This is a genomic window from Herbaspirillum sp. WKF16 (genome assembly GCF_028993615.1).
Taxonomy (GTDB): domain Bacteria; phylum Pseudomonadota; class Gammaproteobacteria; order Burkholderiales; family Burkholderiaceae_D; genus Herbaspirillum.
The window spans coordinates 3,861,811-3,880,820 of sequence record NZ_CP118632.1; the positions used below are offsets into that span (position 1 = coordinate 3,861,811).

A 19,010-nucleotide genomic window follows, 5' to 3' on the forward strand; every position below is an offset into this window, starting at 1 on the left:
TCAGATCACCGTGAAGCCGTGGGTGCCGTCGCGCCCCAGCTGCTCCACCAGACCGAACTCCCAGTCGAGATAGGCCTGCATCGCGCTGACCGCGTTGTCGGTGCCTTCATAGGGACGGCGGTAGCGGTCGATGCGCGGCGACAGCAGGCGCTCCTCGCCGGCGGCCAGCGCGAAGCCGGCCTGCTCCCACGCGGCGTTGCCGCCTTCGAGCAGGTACACCGGCTGCGCCGCCAGCGCCTGCAGGTCGGCCACGGCGAACTGCGCCAGCAGCGAGCTGCCGCAGGTCACAACGAAACGCGAGGCGGACGGGAATTTGCGCGCCGCCTCGCCGATCTGCGAGCGCAGCGTGAACCAGGCGCCGGGGATGTGGCGCGCGACATAGCGCGCGCTGAGCGAGAAATCCAGCACCACGGTGCCGTTGCCGGCATCCAGCCAGGCCTTCAACTGCTGCGGGCTGACGCGTTGCTGGTCGGTGACGGCGACCGGCGGCAGCGCGCGCGGCGCGTCGCCGGCGGCCGCCAGGTCTTGCGCCGAAATGCCATCCACCACGTAGACCTCCCACGCCATCTGCGCCAGCCAGGAGGCGGTCATGTCGGCGCGCACGCCGTCGTCGTCGGCCAGCGCGATGCGCGCGCCGCGCACCGGCGCGTTCATCTCGGTCTCCTGCACCAGCTGGCCGCCGGGCGCGGAGAGGAAGCCGGGCAGGTGGCCGGCGCGATATTGCTCCGGCGTGCGCACGTCGAAGCGATACAGGGTGCGGCCCGGCTGCTCCAGCTCGCCGAGCTTTTCCAGCGCAATGCGCCTGACGCCGGCGCGCTCGGCCACCGCGCGCGCCTGGCGCCGGGCCTCTTCGCGCCCGGTGGTATCGACCTGCTCGGGAAAGCGGCGCGCCTGTCCGTGCTCCAGCTGCTGCCCGGCCAGGGTCCAGCCGATGGTGCCGTTGCGCAGCGCGTGCACCGGGTTGGGAATGCCGGCGTTGACCAGCGACTGCGTGCCGATGATGCTGCGCGTACGGCCGGCGCAGTTGACGATCACCCGCGTGGCCGGATCCGGCGCCAGCGCGCGCACGCGCAGTACCAGCTCGGCGCCGGGCACGCTGACCGAGCCGGGGATGTTCATGTTCTGGTATTCCTCGAAGCGGCGCGCGTCGACCACCACTACATCGGCCTTGTCGTCGAGCAGCGCCTTGACCTCCTGCGCCGACAGCGAAGGCGTATGGCGCCGGGCCTCCACCAGTTCGCCGAAGGCCTTGCTGGGCACGTTGACGTCCTGGAACAGCTCGCCGCCCGCCTCGCGCCAGCCGCGCACGCCGCCGGCCAGCACACCGACATTGGTGTAGCCCAAGGCGCGCAGGCGCAGCGCGGCGCGCGCGGCCAGGCCCTCGCCATCGTCCAGCGTGACGATGCGGGTGTCGCGCCGAGGGATGCGCGCGTAGGCGTTGAGCTCCAGGTGCGAGAACGGCAGGTTGGCGGCGAACAGCGGATGCGAGGCGGCGTGCGGATCTTCCTCGCGCACGTCGAGCAGGGCGATCTCTTCGCGCGCCAGCAGCGCGGCGCGCACTTCGGGGTAGGTGACGAGGGGAATCGGGGAAGTCTGGTGGACGAGGCTCATTGCTGCTCTGCTGAAAGATCCCAGATGTTGGGCAGGGTGGAATTGGAGTAGCCGGAGATGAACGGCTTGCGCTGCCCATCCGGCTGGTAGACCGAACGCCGTACGGCGCCGATGTTGCCGCCGTAGACGTGGATGCTGATCGACACGCGATCGTCGAAGGCGTTGCTGACCTGGTGCACGTCGTGCAGCTCCTCGCTATTGGGAGAGACGGCCTCGACCGCGCCCGGCTTGAGCAGCACCGGCGGCCCGATCTGCTCGGGCGCGCCGCGCGCCAGCGAATACGACTGCGCGTGCTCGGCGCCGCGCAGCATGCCGATCAGGCCCCATACCGTGTGGTCGTGGATGGGCGTGCGCTGGCCCGGGCCCCAGACGAAGCTGACGATGGAAAAGCGCTGCGCCGAATCGGCATGCAGCAGGTATTGCCGGTAGCGCTGCGGATCGGGCTGGGCGAATTCGTCGGGCAGCCAGTCGTCGTGCACCACCAGCTGGCGCAGCAGGTCGCCGCCGACGTAGAGGATGGTCTCCTCCACCGGCGCGGTGGAGAGCAGGTCGGCGAAATCGGTGATGAAGGAACGCAGGCGCCACAGGTTCTTGCCGCGCACGGGCGCGGCGAACGGCGCGGGCTTGGCGGGCGCCGCCTGGGCTGGTGTTGCGATATTTAGCACGGTCATGTCTCGCTCCCTTGTTGTCCCGTCATCCCCGGGATGCCGGTCTGCGCCTGGCAAGGCACAACTATATGCAATTTCCGGCCTTCCTGCCGAAGGCCCACATGAACGCGGCAAGCCGGCGGCCCCGATGGAAGCCGCCGGCTTGCCGCAGCGTCGATCGATGCCGGCTCGCCTCAGGCGATGGCGTCCTCGGCGCCGGCGCGCTTGTCCTGCGGCGCGGTGCGCTTGTGCTTGACCTCGGCGCGGATAGCCTGCGGATTGCGCAGCAGGTTGAGGATGGGGCACGTCGCCTCCACCGCCTCGAACAGCGCCTTCACATCGGCCTCGGAGGCCGGCGAATCCAGGTGCACCACATAGCCGATGTCGTGCGGCCAGATCGGGATCGCCTCATGGCCGGGACGGCCGCCGCGCGGGTCGATGCGGCCGGTGACCTCCACCTCCAGCGAATCGATCGGCACCTGGCGGTGCGCCGCCTGGATCAGGAAGATGTGGGTCACGCAGGAACCCAGCACGCCCAGCTGCAGCTCGGGCGAACTCGGCCCCAGGTTGTAGCCGGCGAAGTCCGGCGGGCTGTCGCTGATGACCTGGTGGTCGCGGATGCGGATGCGGCGCACGCCGCTGCGTCCCTCGGCCGAGACGCGCGCAACCAGCGCATTGGGGCCGGCGTTGCCGGCTTCGATCAGCGCCTCGCGCGCCAGCACGGCGCTGCGCTTTTCACTCAGGTAATGGTTCAGGGATGTCATGGCGTCCTCGTTCTTGTCGTCAGTGGGCGCAGCCGGACGCTGCGGATGGACAGACAGTGTCCGGCCGCGCCCTCCTGCCCGGCAACGAAGCAATGCGCATATGGATATGCGCATTGGCGCATCGGCAGGACGACGAAAGACGCTGGATCCCTGCTTTCGCAGGGACGACGGATTAATTGAGATAGCGAACCAAAGAATCGATGCCGCAGGCGAGAGAAAGCACCCGAAGCCGAAGGCGAGTAAGAGACAGCGCGAGGCCGCAGGCGAGCCGGACACGCTTTCCCCTTGTGGGCCAGCCGTCGGAGCGGCGAAAAAAGTGGATCAGGGCGTCAGTCGGAGCGCAGCGACTCTGACGACCCCACTTTTTGCGTCGCACCGACGGGCACCCTCCGAAGGAGGGCTGGCACTTAGGGGCCGGTTTCTTTGCTTACTTTCTTTGGCGGGCCAAAGAAAGTGAGCGGCTGCCGGGCCGCCCCCGGCGCTCCCTTCCGACCGGAGAAAGATAAGTATCAAGCCGGTACATCTGCATGCAGCAAGACCAGACTACCCAAACAAAGACGCCATCCACGCCGACTTCGATACGCCGCAAAAGCGGCTACTCAGTCCGAACGGAGTCTGCTGAGGCGCAACGAAAGTCGCTGGATCCCCGCTTTCGCGGGGACGACGGATTAAATGAGATAGTGAGTCGCCCAAGGAACCACCAACGAGCAACAAGCAAGACAAAGCCGCAGGCGAGTAAGAGACCACGCGAGGCCGCAGGCGAGCCGGACACGCTTTCCCCTTGTGGGCCAGCCGTCGGAGCGGCGCAAAAAGTGGATCAGGGCGTCAGCCGGAGCGCAGCGACTCTGACGACCCCACTTTTTGCGCCGCTCCGACGGGCACCCTCCGAAGGAGGGCTGGCACTTAGGGGCCGGTTTCTTTGCTTACTTTCTTTGGCGGGCCAAAGAAAGTGAGCGGCTGCCGGGCCGCCCCCGGCGCTCCCTTCCGACCGGAGAAAGATAAGTATCAAGCCGGTACATCTGCATGCAGCAAGACCAGACTACCCAAACAAAGACGCCATCCACGCCGACTTCGATACGCCGCCAAAGCGGCTACTCAGTCCGAACGGAATTCAAGGAAGCGCAACGAACGACACTGGGTCCCGGCCTGCGCCGGGACGACGGATTAAAAACACAGTGAGCCAATGCATCAAAGCCGAAGGCGAGGCGCAAGCAAGACAAAGCCGCAGGCGAGTCGGAGACAGCGCGAGGCCGCAGGCGAGCCGGACACGCTTTCCCCTTGTGGGCCAGCCGTCGGCGCGACGCAAAAAGTGGATCAGGGCGTCAGTCGGAGCGCAGCGACTCTGACGACCCCACTTTTTGCGTCGCTCCGGCGGGCACCCCGAAGGGGCTGGCACTTAGGGGCCGGTTTCTTTGCTTACTTTCTTTGGCGGGCCAAAGAAAGTGAGCGGCTGCCGGGCCGCCCCCGGCGCTCACCTCCGACCGGAGAAAGATAAGGCTAGAGCCGGTACATCTGCATGCAGCAAGACCAGACTGCCCAAAGATTTACTTAGTCCAAACGGAATCCAAAAAAGCGCGACAACCGACACTGGGTCCCGGTCTGCACCGGGACGACAGGGAAGAGGTAGGCAACACGTTCACACGGTCAAGACCCTCCCCACACTCACTCGCCATTCCTGCAAAAGCAGAAGTCCAAGGACTTTCGTCAAACCAACATCGCCAACACACCATGTGCGCAAACAGCATAAGCACATGCGCGAAAAGCTGCATATAGATCCGCATTCTTATTCTTTTGCCCGCGCCCGCGCTTGCGCCATATTTCTCCATCTGCGGCATTTCGCCGCACCTGATCCTTTCCCGTCACTTCCAGTGGAGCCATGAGCAAATGAAAAAAGATCTCCTCCTGCCTGAACAACACCAACCCTCCTCCTGGTCGCGCCGCGATGTGCTGCGCGCCGGCGGAGCCGCCGCGCTGGCCGGGATCGGGGGATCCCTGGCCGCCGGCAGCGCATGGTCGGCCGGCGCCCCGCACAAGCTGACCTTCGCCTGGAGCGCGGTGGCGTTCTGCCTCTCGCCGGTGGTGGTGGCGCAGGAGAAAGGCATCTTCGAGAAGAACGGCCTGCAGGTCGAGCTGCTGAACTGGGGCGGCTCGACCGACCAGTTGCTCGAAGCGCTGGCCACCGGCAAGGCCGATGTCGGCGTGGGCCTGATCCACCGCTGGTTGAAGCCGCTGGAGGCGGGTTTCGACGTCAAGGTGATCGGCGCGGCGCACGGCGGCTGCCTGCGCATGGTGGGCGCCAAGCAGGCCGGCGTGACCAACTGGAAGCAGCTCAAGGGCAAGACCATCGGCGTGTCCGACCTGAACAGCCCGGCCAAGAATTTCTTCGCCATCCACCTGGCCAAGCGCGGCGTGGATGTCGAGAAGGACGTGGAATGGCGCGTCTACCCGGCCGACCTGCTGGACGTGGCGGTGAAGAAGGGCGAGATCCAGGCCATCGCCGACGGCGACCCCAACATCTACCTGATCGAGAAGCGTAACCAGGGCGTCTTCACCGAGATCGGCAACAGCGGCACCGGCGAATACAAGGACAAGATCTGCTGCATCACCGGCGCCCGCGGCGACTTCGTGCGCAACAACAAGCCGGCAGCGGCGGCGGTGGTGCGCTCCATCATCCAGGCCTCCGAGTTCGTGGCCGAGAACCCCAACGAGGCGGCCAAGCTGTACGCCAAGTACTCGCCCAAGGTGCCGGTGGCGGACCTGCGCGCGCTGCTGACCGACCTCACCTATCACAACCACCCGACCGGCGGCGCGCTGCGTTCGGAGGTCGAGTACTTCGCGCGCGACTTCCACACCGCCGGCGTGTTGAAGAAGAGCACCGATCCGACCCGCTTCGCCAACCACGTGACCGTGGACGTGCTGGCCTGAACCCGGCCGCGCGCGGCGCAACTGCAAGAAGGAGAAACACATGACGACGACAACCGAGAGCCTGCCGCGCCCGGCGCTGCGGGCCAAGGCAGCCGGCGCGGCCGGCGTGGCGCTGTGGCGCACCGGCCTGGCGGCGGCGACGGTCTGGCTGGCGCTGGGCGTGCTGGTGCTGAAGTGGCCCAACAAGGAGGTCGGCTTCAGCGACTGGGCCTACACCGACGAGTTCGGCTATGCCGCGCTGGCGGCGGCGGCGCTGCTGGCCGCGCTGTCGCTGGGCGGGCGCCTGACCGAGCGCGTCACCGAGCTGTTGCGCGCGGCCGGCCAGTGGCTGGTGGTGCTGCCGCTGCTGGTGGGCGTGTGGGAGGTGCTGACCGCCAAGCTGGGCGTGCTGCCGTCGCCCTTCTTCGCGCCGCCGCAAAGCCTGGTCGAGGTGTATGCCGAAGACTGGTCGCGGCTGGGCCTGTCCACCGCGCATTCAGTGCGGCTGCTGGCGCACGGTTTTGCCAGCGGCGCCGCGGTCGGCTTCGTGGTGGGCGTGTGGATCGGCTGGTCGCGCATCGCCGGCTACTGGGTGCATCCGGCGCTGCGCTTCCTTGGCCCGGTGCCGGCCTCGGCGCTGCTGCCGCTGGCCTTCTTCTTCGCGCCGTCCAGCTATGCGGCGGCGGTGTTCCTGATCGCGCTGGCGACCTTCTTCCCGGTCGCTGTGCTGACCTGGTCGGGCGTGGCCGCGGTCAACAAGAGCTACTACGACGTGGCGCGCACGCTGGGCGCCTCCGAGTCCTTCCTGGTGCTGCGGGCGGCGATCCCGGCGGCGCTGCCGCAGGTGTTCGTGGGCCTGTTCATGGGCCTGGGCGCGGCCTTCTCGGTGCTGGTGACGGCCGAGATGATGGGCGTGAAGGCGGGCTTGGGCTGGTACCTGCAATGGTCGCAGGGCTGGGCCGCCTACAGCAACATGTATGCGGCGCTGTTCGTCATGGCCGTGCTGTGCTCGGGCCTGATCACGCTGCTGTTCAAGGTGCGCGACCGCGCGCTGTCGTGGCAGAAGGGAACCGTCAAATGGTAAGCGCTACCGAAACGAAAGACATCGCCCGGGCAGACGCCGCCGCCGGCGCGCGCATCGACGTGCGCGGCGTGAGCCACTGGTTCGCCCGCCAGGAGGGCAAGAAGCAAGGCCTGCTGCAGGTGCTGGACGACATCTCGCTGACGGTGGAGCCGGGCGAGTTCGTCGCCCTGCTCGGCCCCAGCGGCTGCGGCAAGTCCACCCTGCTGCGGCTGGTGGCGGGGCTGGAGCCGGCCACCGCCGGCAGCATCGAGCAGGACGGGCAGCCCATCGCCAAGCCCGATCCCTCGCGCATCGTGGTGTTCCAGGATCCGACGCTGTACCCGTGGCGCCGGGTGTGGGACAACGTGGCCCTGGGCCTGCAGGCGCGCGGCATCCTCAAGCAGCAGCGGCAGCGCGTGGACGACGCGCTGGAGCTGGTGGGCCTGGGCGAATTCGCGCAGGCCTTCCCGCACCAGCTCTCCGGCGGCATGGCGCAGCGCGTGGCGCTGGCGCGCGCACTGGTCAACGACCCGCAATTGCTGGTGCTGGACGAGCCGCTGGGCAAGCTCGATTCGTTGACGCGCCTGACCATGCAGAGCGAGCTGGTGGCGCTGTGGCAGCGCCAGAAATTCTCCGCCCTGCTGGTCACCCACGACATCGAGGAGGCGCTGTTCCTGGCGCAGCGGGTGATCGTGTTCGGCCAGCGTCCCGCCGCCATCCGCGCCGAGATCAAGGTCGACCTGCCCTATCCGCGCCATCGCGGCGATGCGCGCCTGGCGCAGTTGCGCCTTGAGGCGGCGCGCCACCTGGGGCTGGATGAAAGTTGGTAACGCCTGATCTCGGCGTCGATTGGGATGCCTGCATCAACCTGATGCTGCGCGCCATGCAGCTGCTCCAGCAAGGAGCGCTGCAATTGCTATCGCTGCTGGGCCTGGCCGCCGACGTCGACGGCCAGCCGGCCTGGCCGTTCGCGCTGCGCCTGTCGGGCGAGGTGATGCTGATCGACCGCAACGTGGCGCGCGCGCTGCTGGCGGCGCTGGGCTACACCGGCGCGGCGCTGTTGCTGGCGGCATGGGCCCTGGCCTGGCGGCGGGCGCGCGCGCCGCTGTTCATTGCCGCCATCGCCCTGGCGCTGTTGACGCCCTGGCCGCAGCGCGAGCTGCTCACGGCGCAGGCCGCGCCGACCACCTTCCACACCTCCCCCACCGGCTTCTCCGCCGCCGCCATCGTGCGCGGCGAAGAGGTCTACCGCCAGCAGTGCATCGCCTGCCACGGCGCCGACGGCCGCGGCAACACGCCGCTGGCGCTGTCGCTGCCGGTGGCGCCGCCCAACCTCTCCAGCGGTTTGCTGTGGCGCCGCTTCGACGGCGACGTCTATTGGAGCCTGCGGCATGGCAAGGGCGCCATGCCCGGCTTCGGCAGCAAGCTCAGCGTGGCCGACAGCTGGGCGTTGATCGACTACATGAAGGCCAACGCCGCCGGCGTCGGCATCGCCGATACCGGCGCCTGGCCGCGCCCGGTGGCGCTGCCCGACCTGGCGCTGGCCTGCCGCCATTCGGCCGCGGCAAGCACCGGCCAATGGCGCGGCCAGCGCATCCGCCTGGTGGTGGGACAAGGCGGCCGCGCCGCCACCGAAGACCCGCGCCTGCAAAGCGTGCGGCTGGGCAAGCCCGGCGGCGACGCGGTGGGCGACATCGACTGCGCCAGCGCCGATGCCGACAGCCTGCGCGCCATTGCCATCATCACCGCCACCCCGGCCGACAAGCTGGCCGGCGTCGAACTGCTGGCCGACCGCGACGGTTGGCTGCGCGCCCGCAGCAACGGAGGCGCCTGGTCGCAGGGCGACATGCTGTGCCGCTCGCCGATCGCACCGGCGCAGGCCGCCCCGAGCGCCGCGGGCGCAGGTATCGACCAGCTGATCGCGGCCATGGACGCCGATCCGGTGCGCTTCATCAAGGGCGGCTTCGTGCACTGAGGCTGCTTTCCCGAAGCTCATCTTCAGCACCTCTTGCACCGGCGTCGGCGGCGGCGCACCGCAAGTCGCGCCGCCGGCCGACATACCGCCGCGCTCGCCGCCCCTACGATGGGCGGAGTCCAGCATGGCGGAGGCCCACAATGAGCGACGACAAACCCGATTCCCTTCCCCCGCAGCATCAATCGCGCCAACCCGGCAGCGAGCGGCAGATGAACCCGCCGCCGCAGGCGCAACCGGCCGGCCAGCCGGGGCGCAGGCTGGAAGGCAAGACCGCGCTCATTTCCGGCGGCGACAGCGGCATCGGCCGCGCGGTGGCGCTGGCGTTCGCGCGCGAGGGCGCCAAGCTGGCCATCGTCTACCTGGACGAACACGAGGACGCCCACCGCACGCAGGCCGACTGCGGGGCGCATGGCGGGCCCTGCCTGCTGCTGCCGGGCGACATCACCTCACCCGACTTCTGCCGTCAGGCGGTGCAGGCGACCATGGACGCCTATGGTCGGCTGGACGTGCTGGTCAACAACGCGGCGCAGCAATATCCGGCGGCCGGCATCGAGGACATCTCGGCCGGGCAGCTGGAGCACACCTTCCGCACCAACGTGTTCTCGATGTTCTACATGGTCAAGGAAGCGCTGCCCTACCTGACGCGCGGCGCGCGCATCATCAACACCGCCTCGGTCACCGCCTACCGCGGCAGCGCGCACCTGCTCGACTATTCGGCTACCAAGGGGGCGATCGTCTCGTTCACGCGATCGCTGTCGCAGCAGCTGGCGCAGGCCGGCATCCACGTCAATGCAGTGGCGCCGGGACCGATCTGGACGCCGCTGATTCCCTCCAGCTTCAACGCGGAAGAAGTCGCAAAGTTCGGCAAGAACGTGCCGCTGGGCCGCCCGGGACAACCTGACGAAGTGGCGCCCGCCTATGTCTTCCTTGCCAGCGAAGGGGCGTCCTACATGACCGGGCAGGTGCTGCACCCGAATGGTGGCGAGATCATCAACGGCTAAGCGCCAAGCTCTTCTTCAGGCTATCTGACCGGGGGTAGCGGCGGCGTCCTATGGGCGGCGCCCTGAGGGCCGCCTATGCTGTCGTCTCCCATGCGCGGCGTCGCGCATTTCCTCCGCAGCTCCCCATTGTCGTCCCCCATTTTTCATCCCAGCCAGCCTCCCAGTGCAGCACCTGATACGAGAGTCCGCCATGCCGACCAAGAAATCCCCCGCAGCAAAGAAATCCCCCGCCTCCGCCAAGACCGCCGCGCCGGGTTCCGGCTCAGTGCTCTCCACCGTCTCGGGGCCGGCCGACGGCAAGCCGGGATTCTCGGCGGGCCAGCATTCGCCGTCGGTATTGCTGGCCAAGATCGCCGGCTCCAACGCCGTGGCCGCCGCACAGCCGTACAACCCCAACAAGCCCGGCGAGATCGGCCTGCAAAACGCCGTCGCGCCCGAAGGCTTCACCGTGGAGGCGCCCGACCCGGTAGTGCGCTCCAGCACCGTGAGCGAGAGCCATGCCTCGGCCAAGACCGGCGCCGGCAGCCCGGTGCCCGGCGGCAATGCGCTGGCCGACTCGCTGGACCGCGTGCGCGCCGACGATGACGGCCAGGCGCTGACCAGCAACCAGGGCGTGCCCGTGGCCGACAACCAGAATTCGCTGAAGATCGGCCTGCGCGGACCTACCGCGATGGAAGACTTCCTGCTGCGGGAGAAGATCACCCACTTCGACCACGAGCGCATCCCCGAACGCGTGGTGCATGCGCGCGGATCCGCCGCCCACGGCTACTTCGAGTGCTACAAGGCGCTGACCGACCTGACCTGCGCCGCGCCCTTCGCCGAGGACGGCAAGCGCACGCCGGTGTTCACGCGCTTTTCCACGGTCGCCGGCGGCGCCGGCTCGGCCGACACGGTGCGCGACGTGCGCGGCTTCGCCGTCAAGTTCTACACCGACCAGGGCAACTGGGACCTGGTGGGCAACAACATCCCCGTCTTCTTCATCCAGGATGCGATGAAGTTTCCCGACCTGGTGCACGCGCTCAAGCCGGAGCCTCACTTCGGCATGCCGCAGGCCTCCAGCGCGCACGACACTTTCTGGGACTTCGTCTCGCTCATGCCGGAATCGACCCACATGCTGCTGTGGCAGATGTCGGATCGCGCCATCCCGCGCAGCTACCGCACCATGCAGGGTTTCGGCGTGCATACCTTCCGGCTGGTGAATGCCGACGGCAAGTCGGTGTTCTGCAAGTTCCACTGGACGCCCGTGGCCGGCACGCACTCGCTGATCTGGGACGAGGCGGTCAAGATCGCCGGCGCCGACCCGGACTACCACCGGCGCGACCTGTGGGAAGCCATCGAAGCCGGCGCCGCGCCGGAATGGGAGCTCGGCCTGCAGGTCTTCTCGGAAGACGAAGCCGACGGCCTGCCCTTCGACGTGCTCGATCCGACCAAGATCGTGCCGGAAGAACTGGTGCCGCTGGTGCCGGTCGGCCGCATGGTGCTGGACCGCAATCCCGACAACTTCTTCGCCGAGACCGAGCAGGTGGCCTTCTGCACCGCGCACATCGTGCCGGGCATCGACTTCACCAACGACCCGCTGCTGCAAGGGCGCATCCATTCCTACCTGGACACCCAGATCAGCCGCCTGGGCGGGGTCAACTTCCACGAGCTGCCGATCAATTCGCCGCTGCGCGCCGTGCACAACAACCAGCGCGACGGCATGCACCGGCAGACGCTGAACCGGGGCCGCGTGGCCTACGAACCGAATTCGCTGGGCGGCGGCTGCCCGTTCCAGGCCGGCGCGGCCGGCTTCCACAGCTTCCCGCAGACGGAGGAAGGCGACAAGATCCGCGCCAAGCCGGAGAAATTCGCCGACCATTACTCGCAGGCGCTGCTGTTCTGGAAAAGCCAGACGCCGGCTGAACAGCTGCACATCGTCAACGCCTTCCGCTTCGAACTGACGCGCGTGCAGACGCCGGCCGTGCGCCAGCGCGTGGTGTCGCTGCTGGTCAATGTCGACCCCTTGCTGGCCGAACAGGTGGCGCAAGGATTGGGCATCGCTGTGCCGGAAGCGGCGCCGTCGCAGGCGACCACGCCCACCGAATACCCGGCCTCGCCGGCCTTGTCGCTGACGGCCTATCCAGGCCAGACCGGAGTGGCGACCAAGCGCGTGGCGTTGCTGGTGGCGGATGGCGTGGATGGCGGCGCCATCACCGAGATCTACGAACAGCTGTTGCAGCTGGGCGCCGTGCCGCGCCTGGTCGGGCAGAAGCTGGGCGCCGTCACCGGCGCCGACGGCGCCGCGCTGCAGGTGGAGATCACGCTGTCGGCCGCGCCTTCGGCGCTGTACGACGCGGTAGTGATTGCCGACGGCGAAGAGGCCTCGATGCTATTGGCCGCCGATCCGCTGGTGGCTGAATTCATGCGCGACCAGTATCGCCATTGCAAGCCGATCCTGGCGCTGGGCAGCGCCACGGCAGTCATCGACAAGGCGGAACTGCCGGCGGCGCTGCCCAGCGGCGACGACGACTTCTCATTGGCGGTGGGCGATGCCGATCAGTTGGCCGAGTTGCTGCCGCAATTCATCGAGGCGTTGGGCGGGCAACGCGAGCTGGGAAGGGAGACGCAGGCCTGACAATGTGAGGCTTGTCAGGCCTGCAATGCGGGCAAGTACGCGTCGACGGTCTTGCGGGCCCAGGCCAGGCCTGCGGCCTGCAGCTCGGCGAAATCCTCATAGCGGCCCTGCTTGTCCCGCCACGCCGGCCAGGCCGGCTTCCACAGCGGCTTGATCTGCACGGCCAGGTGCCAGCCGTCGAGCATCTCGAAGCCGACGATGCTGATCTCGTGGTCGCGGTAGCGGCAGGTGTGGGTGAGGGATTGCATGAACTTTTCCGAATGGAAATCTTCCCCAAGTATAGTGCACTGCAAAATAAAATCGATAGGCGGGAAGACAACTCCCCTGCCGCGGGGAAATCAGGAATCGCCCGATAGCTCATCGGCAAGGGAAGGTTCAACATCGGCTCACCGATCACCTTTCGCGAGCGCCGACCATGAACAAGACCGCACTGATTGCCGCCTCCCGCCCCGAAGAACGCCGGGCCCTGACCGAATGGCTGGCCTTTAACGATATCGACACCAAGACCGTGCCCAGCGGGCAAAGCGCCATCGAGCTGATGACCCAGGGCCAGCCCGACCTGGTGCTGGCGCAGGTGTCCATGGACGACATGAGCGGCCTGCGGCTGGCGCATTACCTGAAGGCGCACGCCGGCTTCAGCAAGGTGCCGGTGATCCTGCTGTGCCGTGATGAGCGAGAACTGAAACTGGTGGACGGCCAATGGCGGGCCTTTATCTTCGAGGCGCCGCTCAGCGCCGCGCTGATCTCCGAATTGAAGCGGGAACTGGTCAACTGAACACGGCTGGCCGGCAGTGAAAAAAAGGCGGACGCATGTCCGCCTTTTTCATTGCTTGCGCGCCTTAAGCAGGACGCCTGCGGCGCCGGTAGCGGGCGATGCCGCCCGCGCCGGCCAACACCGCCGCCAGCAGGAGCGCGGCCGACGCCGCGCGGTGCCGCGCCACCCAAGTCCGCGCCCCGCGCCAGGCCTGCACATAGGGGAAGCGGGCGGCGGCGGCGAAGTCGGGCTCCACGCAGTTCTGGCCGAAGTCCACCGAGAACGGCACGGCGGCGCCCTGCTTCACATAGCGGCGGTACAGCTCGCTGGAACGCTGGGCGTCGTAGAACACGAAGTTGACGCCCTGGCACAGCGCGGCGGCGAAGGCCTGCGAGCGCGGCGGCAATTCGTCGGCGGCCTTGGCGGCGTAGTCGGCGGCGATGTCGCGGTAGTGGAAGCGCTTGTAGGGTCGTGCCTCGCTGGCGGCGTAGCGCTTGCGTTCTTCCGCGGTGATGAAGGGGCCGGCCAGGTCGGCCTCGGCGCGCCCTTGCGCGGTGGCCGGGCGCGGCTTGCCGCCGTTGCCGGCATCATAGTAGACCGAGCCGTCGCGGCCGGCGCCGTAGGTGTAGCCGCCGCCGTAGACGGCGTAATCCGGTCCCTGTTCGTAACCCATGATTTCCATGCCCTGGCGGCGCGCGATAAGCGCCGCGCGGTACCAGCCCTCGGCCCGCGCGGTGGAGCGCCAGCCGTGCGCGGCGCGCTCCAGCGCCTCGCCGTATTCGCGCGCCTTGGCGCGCGTGCGCCAGCTTACCGGCGTCTCCGCGCCGCTCTCGTAGCTGCTCTCGACAAAACGCTCGTCGCGCTCGTCGGGGAAGTAAGGCAGCGCTTCCTGCACCCGACCTTCGCGCACCAGCCTGCGCGCCAGCAACTGGCGCAGGCGGTCGTCGGCGCTGGGCGGCGACAGGCTCATGGCGGCGTAGCGCGCCGCCATCGGCCCCTGTTCCTTCCTGGTCGCTTTCGCCACGGCCTCGGGCGCCGGCATCGGCGAGGCGGGGACGCGCGCATCGATGTAGGCCTTGAGCTCGTCGGCGGTCAGCACGCGCTCGGCGACATAGGACATGTCGTTGCCGTAGTTGCCGAAGGACGAATAGTAGTTGCCGTCTTGTCGCGCACTGGCGCGGGCGGCGCGGCGCAGTTGGTCGAGCGCTTCCACGTACTGGCCGCGCGACAGCGTGAGCACGCCTTGCTCGGCCATCAGCAGGCCGGCGCTGTTGGGCTCCAGGCTGGCGTCGGCCTTGGGAAAACCTTGCGCGGCCCGGGCATAGGCCTGCGCCGCGGCCTCGCTGTCGCCGCGCCGCAGCGCCAGCTTGGCGCGCACCCACCAGGCTAGCGCGCTCTCCTGTTTCTGCGCCAATGTGTGCGCCAGCTCGTAGCGTCCGGTGCGGTAGGCCAGCGCGGCGATGCGGTCGGCGCCGGGGGCGTTCTCCAGGCTGCGCCGCCGCAGCGCGTCCACCAGGTTGGCCAGGATCGGATTGGGCGTCACCCCGGCGCCGCCGCGCGCCGCGTCGGCATAGCCGGAGGCGCCGCTGGTGGCGGCGCCGGCGTCATAGGTATAGGCGCTGCCGTCCTGGCCGCTGACGACGTCGCCCATGCGCGCCAGGGCAAAGGCGACCAGCAACCGCTGCGCCACCGGGTCGTCGACCAGGGCGACGGCGCTGCCGGCGTCCATCAGCGCGCGCGAGGCGATCGCCTGCAGCGATGACAGCGCGTTGGCCGAGCCGCGCGCGGCCTGCTCGGCGTAGAGGCGGATGGCCCGCTTCAGGTCGGCCGGCGCGATGCCGTCCACGCAGCCCCCTTCGTTGAAATCGTTCCAGCCGCATTGCGCGCCGTCCGTGCCGGTGAGGTAGAGCCGCGCCTGCTCGCCGTAGCTGGCCACGGCCAGGCCGAGGGGATCGGCGGCGCCGGCCAGCGCCAGGGCGCGCGCCTTCTCGTAGGCGGCGATGGCTTGCCTGCGCTCGGCGCCGGCGTCGCGGCCGGCGGCGCCGATGTTGCCGGCATGCAGCCGGCCCAGCATGTAGGCGGCCCAGACGGCGCGCTCGGCGCCCTGTTGCGGCGGCAGCGCCAGCACCGCCTCGAACCGCCCGCGCGCGCGTTCGAACAGTTCGACCGGCGGCGGTCCCTGGCCGTCGCCTTGCGCCGCGCGGTAATCCTGGGCGCCGGCGGTGTAGAGCCGCACTGCCGGCGGCAGGCCGTTGCCGGCAGCGTAGGCGGCGTCGCCGTCGGCCTGGGCGCGCATGGCCTTGAGCAAGGCGAAGCGGGCATCGTCCAGCGCGCCCTTCTCGCGCATGCGCATGGAATTGGGATCGTCCTCGCGCTGGCCTTCGTAGGTGAGGCCTTCGTCGGCTTGCAGCTGGTCGCCCGGCGCGACCAAATGGGCTGCCTCCCAGGCGAAGGAATTGGCGGGCGTATTTTTCAGCGCGCCGGCGCGGTCGTCCAGCAGTTGCAGCGGGAAGTCGGGACCGCAGGCCACCACCGTGGCCGCGCCGATGACGATGAAGCCGCCCAGCGCGCAGGCGATTCGGGAGGTCTTGCCGAGCTTGTTCATTCAGGATCCGATCTGTGGAAACGACCTATGGTGCGATCTAAGAAGCGGTGTCGCCGCGCCCGCGCACGCCGTCCCGGCAGCGCAGCCAGCCGATGCGGCGGCTGGCGCCGGCGCGCAGCAGGCCGGCCTGGGTCAGGCGCAGGTAGCTGCCCTGGGCGTCGCTGTCCAGGGTGTAGCCGTTGATGCCGTCGCCCGCGGCATTGCCAGCGTCGTTGCCGTTACCGCAGGCGGCGTCGATGCGGATGCGCGCGGGCAGCGGCGCATCGGCGCCGCCGGCGTTGTCCAGCACGATCTCACGCAACGCGCCGCCGGCTTCGCCGGTGCTGGCGCCGGCGAAGCGCACTTCCAACCTTTCCTGCAGCGGACGGCGCTCCAGCACCGCCAGCCAGGTCGACAGGCTCCAGGCGCGACGATCATCGCCGGTAGGCAGGCGGAACCAGGCGATGCCGGCCAGGCCTTTGGGCGGATCGCGTTCGATGCCGGCCACGAATCGCGCCAGCTGGCGCGGTTGCGCCACCAGCTCGCTGGCGACGCCGCCGGCCAGCGCCGGGCGCTCGCTCTCGACCGCGGCGATGCCGCCGTTGCCGTCCCACACCACGCGCGAGCCGTAGGCCGGCAAGGCCACGTGCCAGGGCTTGCGGGTGCGTTGGGCGAATTGCGCCATCCACTGTTGCGCGCGTTCCGGATCGAACAGGCCCTGGCGCGGATCGAGCACGGCATGCACCTGCAGCGTGGCCTCGTCGGCGGTGGCCAGCAATGCCTCCAGGCGCGGGCTGGCAAGCCAGGTAGGCAAGGCGGTGATGGTGAGCGCGGTGGCGCCCAGCGCCGGCTTCAGGCGCGCGAGGAAGGCCGCGTATTCGGGCAGCCTGGCGGTCGGGCAGTCGTAGTCGATTTCCAGCGCGGCCGGCGCCAGGCCGCCGCGGCGCCAGGCGTCCAGCCGCTCCAGGATATGCGCCTCGATGGCGCCGGCGTCGAAGCGCGCCAGCTGGCCGTTGATGCGCACCGTCATCAGCAGCGGCTTGCCGGCGCCGGCCAGTTGCGCGCTGTCGGGCGTGACGTCGATCCAGCGGCCGGAGACGCCCAGTTCGGCGGCCAGCACATGCCAGCGCGCGACCTGGGCGTTGGAAGCCGCCAGCGCCGCGCGCAGCGCCGGGGTCCACTGGCGCTGCCAGATGTAGACGTCCTGCGGCAACGCGGCGCGCGGCGCGGGTTCGCGCGAGCAGGCCGTCAGCAGCAAGGCGCAGGCGAACAGGAAGACGCTGAGCAAGCGCCGACGCGCAGGCGCCGGCGTGGCGATCATGGAATGAATGGCGGGCGGCATGGACGGCGTCGTTGGCGCGGCGGATGGATCAATGGGGCCCTGCGTTTTGGAGCGCATTGTACGCGAGCCGGACGCCGAAAAGCGCAACGCCCGGAGCCGCGTCGCGGTCTCCGGGCGTTGCCTGAAGCGGGTCGTGAAAGGACTCAGCCGCGCGCCTGGTAACCCCTGCTGCTCATCGGCACGAAGGCCAGCAGCACGCCCAGGATGGACAGCGCGATCACGTAGTGCGCGGGGCCCTGGGTATCGACCTTGATCCACAGCGAGATCAGCACCGGCGTCAGGCCGCCGAACACGGCATAGGCCATGTTGTAGGCGAAGGACAGGCCGGTGAAGCGCACCGGCGGCGGGAAGGCGCGGGTCGAGACGATCGGCGTCAAGGCGATGCTGCCCACGAACAGGCCCACCAGCGCGTAGCCCCACACCAGCGACTCCGGCGAGCCGGGCAGCTGGCCGAAGAACCAGTAGGTGGACAGGCCCAGGCCGCCCCAGCCGATGATCATGCAGGCGCGGGTGCCGATGCGGTCGCTGAGCCAGCCGATGGCCAGGCAGCCGATGGTGAGCATCAGCGTGCCGGCGCAGTTGGCTTGCATCACCAGCTTGGCCGGCAGGTGGTGCACGGTCTGCAGGTAGGACGGCACCATCAGGATCACCACCACGATCGCGCCCGACAGGCACCAGGTCATGCCGGCGGTCAGCGCGCAGGCGGCGCGGTGTTCGCGCAGCACGGTCTTGAGCGGCAGCTCCCTGGCCTGGGCGCGGCGCGCGGCCAGTTCGCGGAACACCGGAGTCTCTTCCAGGTAGCGGCGCAGGTAGACCGACACCAGGCCGAACACGCCGCCCAGGATGAACGGAACGCGCCAGGCGTAGCCGGTGACCTCGGCCGGCTCGAACGCGCTGTTGATGAAGATGCCCATCAGCGAACCCAGCAGGATGCCGCCGGTGATGCCGGCGGTCAGCGAGCCCACGCCGAAGGAGTAGCGGTTGGCCGGCACGTGCTCGGCCACGAACACCCAGGCGCCCGGCATCTCGCCGCCGATCGCCGCGCCCTGCAGCGTGCGCATCAGCAGCAGCAGGACGGGCGCGGCCACGCCGATGCTGGCGTAGGTCGGCAGCAGGCCGATCACCAGCGTGGGCACCGCCATCAGGAAGATGGACAGCGTAAACATGCGCTTGCGGCCGATGATGTCGCCGTAGTGGGCGATGATGATGCCGCCCACCGGACGCGCCAGGTAGCCGGCGGCGAAGATGCCGAAGGTCTGCAGCATGCGCAGCCACTCGGGCATGTCGGCCGGGAAGAACAGCTTGCCGACCACCGCCGCGAAGAACACGTAGATGACGAAGTCGTAGAACTCCAGCGTGCCGCCCAGGGCGGACAGGCCGAGCGTCTTGTAGTCGGAGGAAGTGAGGGGACGATGCTGGGACTCGTTGAGCGCCCCGGTGAAATCAGCGGAAGTGGTCATGATGGTTCGGCGGAAAAACCGTCCCCGCGCCGGCCTTGGCGACGGATCGCAAGGGGTGGGCGCCTTGGGCCGGCAACCGGCTTCGACTTTTGTTTAAACGGGTGGATCGCAGGCGGCATGCCTGCGAAGGACAGCTTCAGCGAAAAAAGAGAAACGGAGTTCGTCGATTCAGCGGAGAAACTTCAAGCATGATACCTGAAAGCGGCAAAGCTTTCGCGGCGCAGCATTTCTGACTGCATTTTCACCCTCTCGCAGCATGCGACGCGCGCCGACAGGGAGAAGCGGGCGCGG

The 19,010-nt window shown here is 68.8% G+C and carries 14 protein-coding genes; 7 read left to right on the forward strand and 7 right to left on the reverse strand.

All coding sequences use genetic code 11. The features are described from left to right. From Herbaro_RS17475 to Herbaro_RS17485, 3 genes are all read right to left on the reverse strand, one after another. Positions 1-1,611, reverse strand: coding sequence for a rhodanese homology domain-containing protein (locus tag Herbaro_RS17475; RefSeq protein WP_275010888.1), 1,611 nt, complete (start codon positions 1,609-1,611; stop codon positions 1-3). Continuing rightward, positions 1,608-2,282: a cysteine dioxygenase family protein gene (locus Herbaro_RS17480; protein WP_275010889.1), complete on the reverse strand. Its 675-nt coding sequence runs from the start codon at positions 2,280-2,282 to the stop codon at positions 1,608-1,610. Before Herbaro_RS17480 ends, Herbaro_RS17475 begins: the two co-directional genes overlap by 4 nt. A 170-nt stretch (positions 2,283-2,452) precedes the next feature. After that, positions 2,453-3,022, reverse strand: a complete 570-nt coding sequence (locus Herbaro_RS17485; protein WP_275010890.1) for an OsmC family protein — start codon at positions 3,020-3,022, stop codon at positions 2,453-2,455. A 1,884-nt stretch (positions 3,023-4,906) separates the two neighbouring features. Between Herbaro_RS17485 and Herbaro_RS17490 the strand changes: the two genes are divergently transcribed. The 6 genes from Herbaro_RS17490 (at position 4,907) to Herbaro_RS17515 (ending at position 12,579) form a co-directional block, all read left to right on the forward strand. Continuing rightward, entirely contained in the window at positions 4,907-5,947 is a 1,041-nt protein-coding gene (locus Herbaro_RS17490; RefSeq protein ID WP_275010891.1) for an ABC transporter substrate-binding protein, read from the forward strand. Positions 5,948-5,987: 40 nt separating this feature from the next. Next, positions 5,988-7,010, forward strand: a complete 1,023-nt coding sequence (locus Herbaro_RS17495) for an ABC transporter permease (protein WP_275010892.1) — start codon at positions 5,988-5,990, stop codon at positions 7,008-7,010. Then, complete coding sequence (locus tag Herbaro_RS17500; protein WP_275010893.1) at positions 7,004-7,819, forward strand: ABC transporter ATP-binding protein; 816 nt, start codon at positions 7,004-7,006, stop codon at positions 7,817-7,819. The genes Herbaro_RS17495 and Herbaro_RS17500 overlap by 7 nt, the downstream gene beginning before the upstream one ends. Then, on the forward strand, positions 7,813-8,964 hold the full coding sequence (locus tag Herbaro_RS17505) for a c-type cytochrome (protein WP_342456497.1): 1,152 nt from the start codon (positions 7,813-7,815) through the stop codon (positions 8,962-8,964). Before Herbaro_RS17500 ends, Herbaro_RS17505 begins: the two co-directional genes overlap by 7 nt. Positions 8,965-9,104: 140 nt before the next feature. Beyond that, on the forward strand, positions 9,105-9,965 hold the full coding sequence (locus Herbaro_RS17510; RefSeq protein ID WP_275010894.1) for an SDR family oxidoreductase: 861 nt from the start codon (positions 9,105-9,107) through the stop codon (positions 9,963-9,965). Positions 9,966-10,155: 190 nt separating this feature from the next. Then, the gene (locus Herbaro_RS17515; RefSeq protein ID WP_275010895.1) at positions 10,156-12,579 is read left to right on the forward strand and encodes a catalase; all 2,424 of its coding nucleotides are present in this window, start codon (positions 10,156-10,158) and stop codon (positions 12,577-12,579) included. Positions 12,580-12,593: 14 nt separating this feature from the next. On the opposite strand, the gene Herbaro_RS17520 is transcribed toward Herbaro_RS17515, so the two are convergent. Then, positions 12,594-12,827, reverse strand: coding sequence for a hypothetical protein (locus Herbaro_RS17520; protein ID WP_275010896.1), 234 nt, complete (start codon positions 12,825-12,827; stop codon positions 12,594-12,596). Positions 12,828-12,994: 167 nt separating this feature from the next. On the opposite strand from Herbaro_RS17520, the gene Herbaro_RS17525 reads away from it, so the two are divergent. Then, on the forward strand, positions 12,995-13,354 hold the full coding sequence (locus Herbaro_RS17525; RefSeq protein WP_275010897.1) for a response regulator: 360 nt from the start codon (positions 12,995-12,997) through the stop codon (positions 13,352-13,354). Positions 13,355-13,418: 64 nt separating this feature from the next. On the opposite strand, the gene Herbaro_RS17530 is transcribed toward Herbaro_RS17525, so the two are convergent. The 3 genes from Herbaro_RS17530 to Herbaro_RS17540 all read right to left on the reverse strand — a co-directional run bounded on the left by Herbaro_RS17530 (position 13,419) and on the right by Herbaro_RS17540 (position 18,719). Continuing rightward, on the reverse strand, positions 13,419-15,938 hold the full coding sequence (locus Herbaro_RS17530; RefSeq protein WP_275010898.1) for a hypothetical protein: 2,520 nt from the start codon (positions 15,936-15,938) through the stop codon (positions 13,419-13,421). Between the two features lie 37 nt (positions 15,939-15,975). Beyond that, positions 15,976-17,259 carry a DUF3142 domain-containing protein gene (locus Herbaro_RS17535; RefSeq protein WP_275010899.1) on the reverse strand — a complete coding sequence of 428 codons (1,284 nt, stop codon included), beginning with the start codon at positions 17,257-17,259 and terminating at the stop codon, positions 15,976-15,978. A 143-nt stretch (positions 17,260-17,402) separates the two neighbouring features. Then, positions 17,403-18,719: an MFS transporter gene (locus Herbaro_RS17540; protein WP_275010900.1), complete on the reverse strand. Its 1,317-nt coding sequence runs from the start codon at positions 18,717-18,719 to the stop codon at positions 17,403-17,405. Between the last annotated feature and the right edge of the window lie 291 nt (positions 18,720-19,010).

What these genes read in the sequence shown, in the direction of transcription:
- Herbaro_RS17515 (WP_275010895.1), top strand. Translation starts at nt 10,156, where the DNA reads ATGCCGACCAAGAAATCCCCCGCAGCAAAGAAATCCCCCGCCTCCGCC.
- Herbaro_RS17520 (WP_275010896.1), bottom strand. Translation starts at nt 12,827, where the DNA reads ATGCAATCCCTCACCCACACCTGCCGCTACCGCGACCACGAGATCAGC.
- Herbaro_RS17535 (WP_275010899.1), bottom strand. Translation starts at nt 17,259, where the DNA reads ATGCCGCCCGCCATTCATTCCATGATCGCCACGCCGGCGCCTGCGCGT.
- Herbaro_RS17490 (WP_275010891.1), top strand. Translation starts at nt 4,907, where the DNA reads ATGAAAAAAGATCTCCTCCTGCCTGAACAACACCAACCCTCCTCCTGG.
- Herbaro_RS17475 (WP_275010888.1), bottom strand. Translation starts at nt 1,611, where the DNA reads ATGAGCCTCGTCCACCAGACTTCCCCGATTCCCCTCGTCACCTACCCC.
- Herbaro_RS17510 (WP_275010894.1), top strand. Translation starts at nt 9,105, where the DNA reads ATGAGCGACGACAAACCCGATTCCCTTCCCCCGCAGCATCAATCGCGC.
- Herbaro_RS17480 (WP_275010889.1), bottom strand. Translation starts at nt 2,282, where the DNA reads ATGACCGTGCTAAATATCGCAACACCAGCCCAGGCGGCGCCCGCCAAG.
- Herbaro_RS17495 (WP_275010892.1), top strand. Translation starts at nt 5,988, where the DNA reads ATGACGACGACAACCGAGAGCCTGCCGCGCCCGGCGCTGCGGGCCAAG.
- Herbaro_RS17500 (WP_275010893.1), top strand. Translation starts at nt 7,004, where the DNA reads ATGGTAAGCGCTACCGAAACGAAAGACATCGCCCGGGCAGACGCCGCC.
- Herbaro_RS17530 (WP_275010898.1), bottom strand. Translation starts at nt 15,938, where the DNA reads ATGAACAAGCTCGGCAAGACCTCCCGAATCGCCTGCGCGCTGGGCGGC.
- Herbaro_RS17485 (WP_275010890.1), bottom strand. Translation starts at nt 3,022, where the DNA reads ATGACATCCCTGAACCATTACCTGAGTGAAAAGCGCAGCGCCGTGCTG.
- Herbaro_RS17525 (WP_275010897.1), top strand. Translation starts at nt 12,995, where the DNA reads ATGAACAAGACCGCACTGATTGCCGCCTCCCGCCCCGAAGAACGCCGG.
- Herbaro_RS17540 (WP_275010900.1), bottom strand. Translation starts at nt 18,719, where the DNA reads ATGACCACTTCCGCTGATTTCACCGGGGCGCTCAACGAGTCCCAGCAT.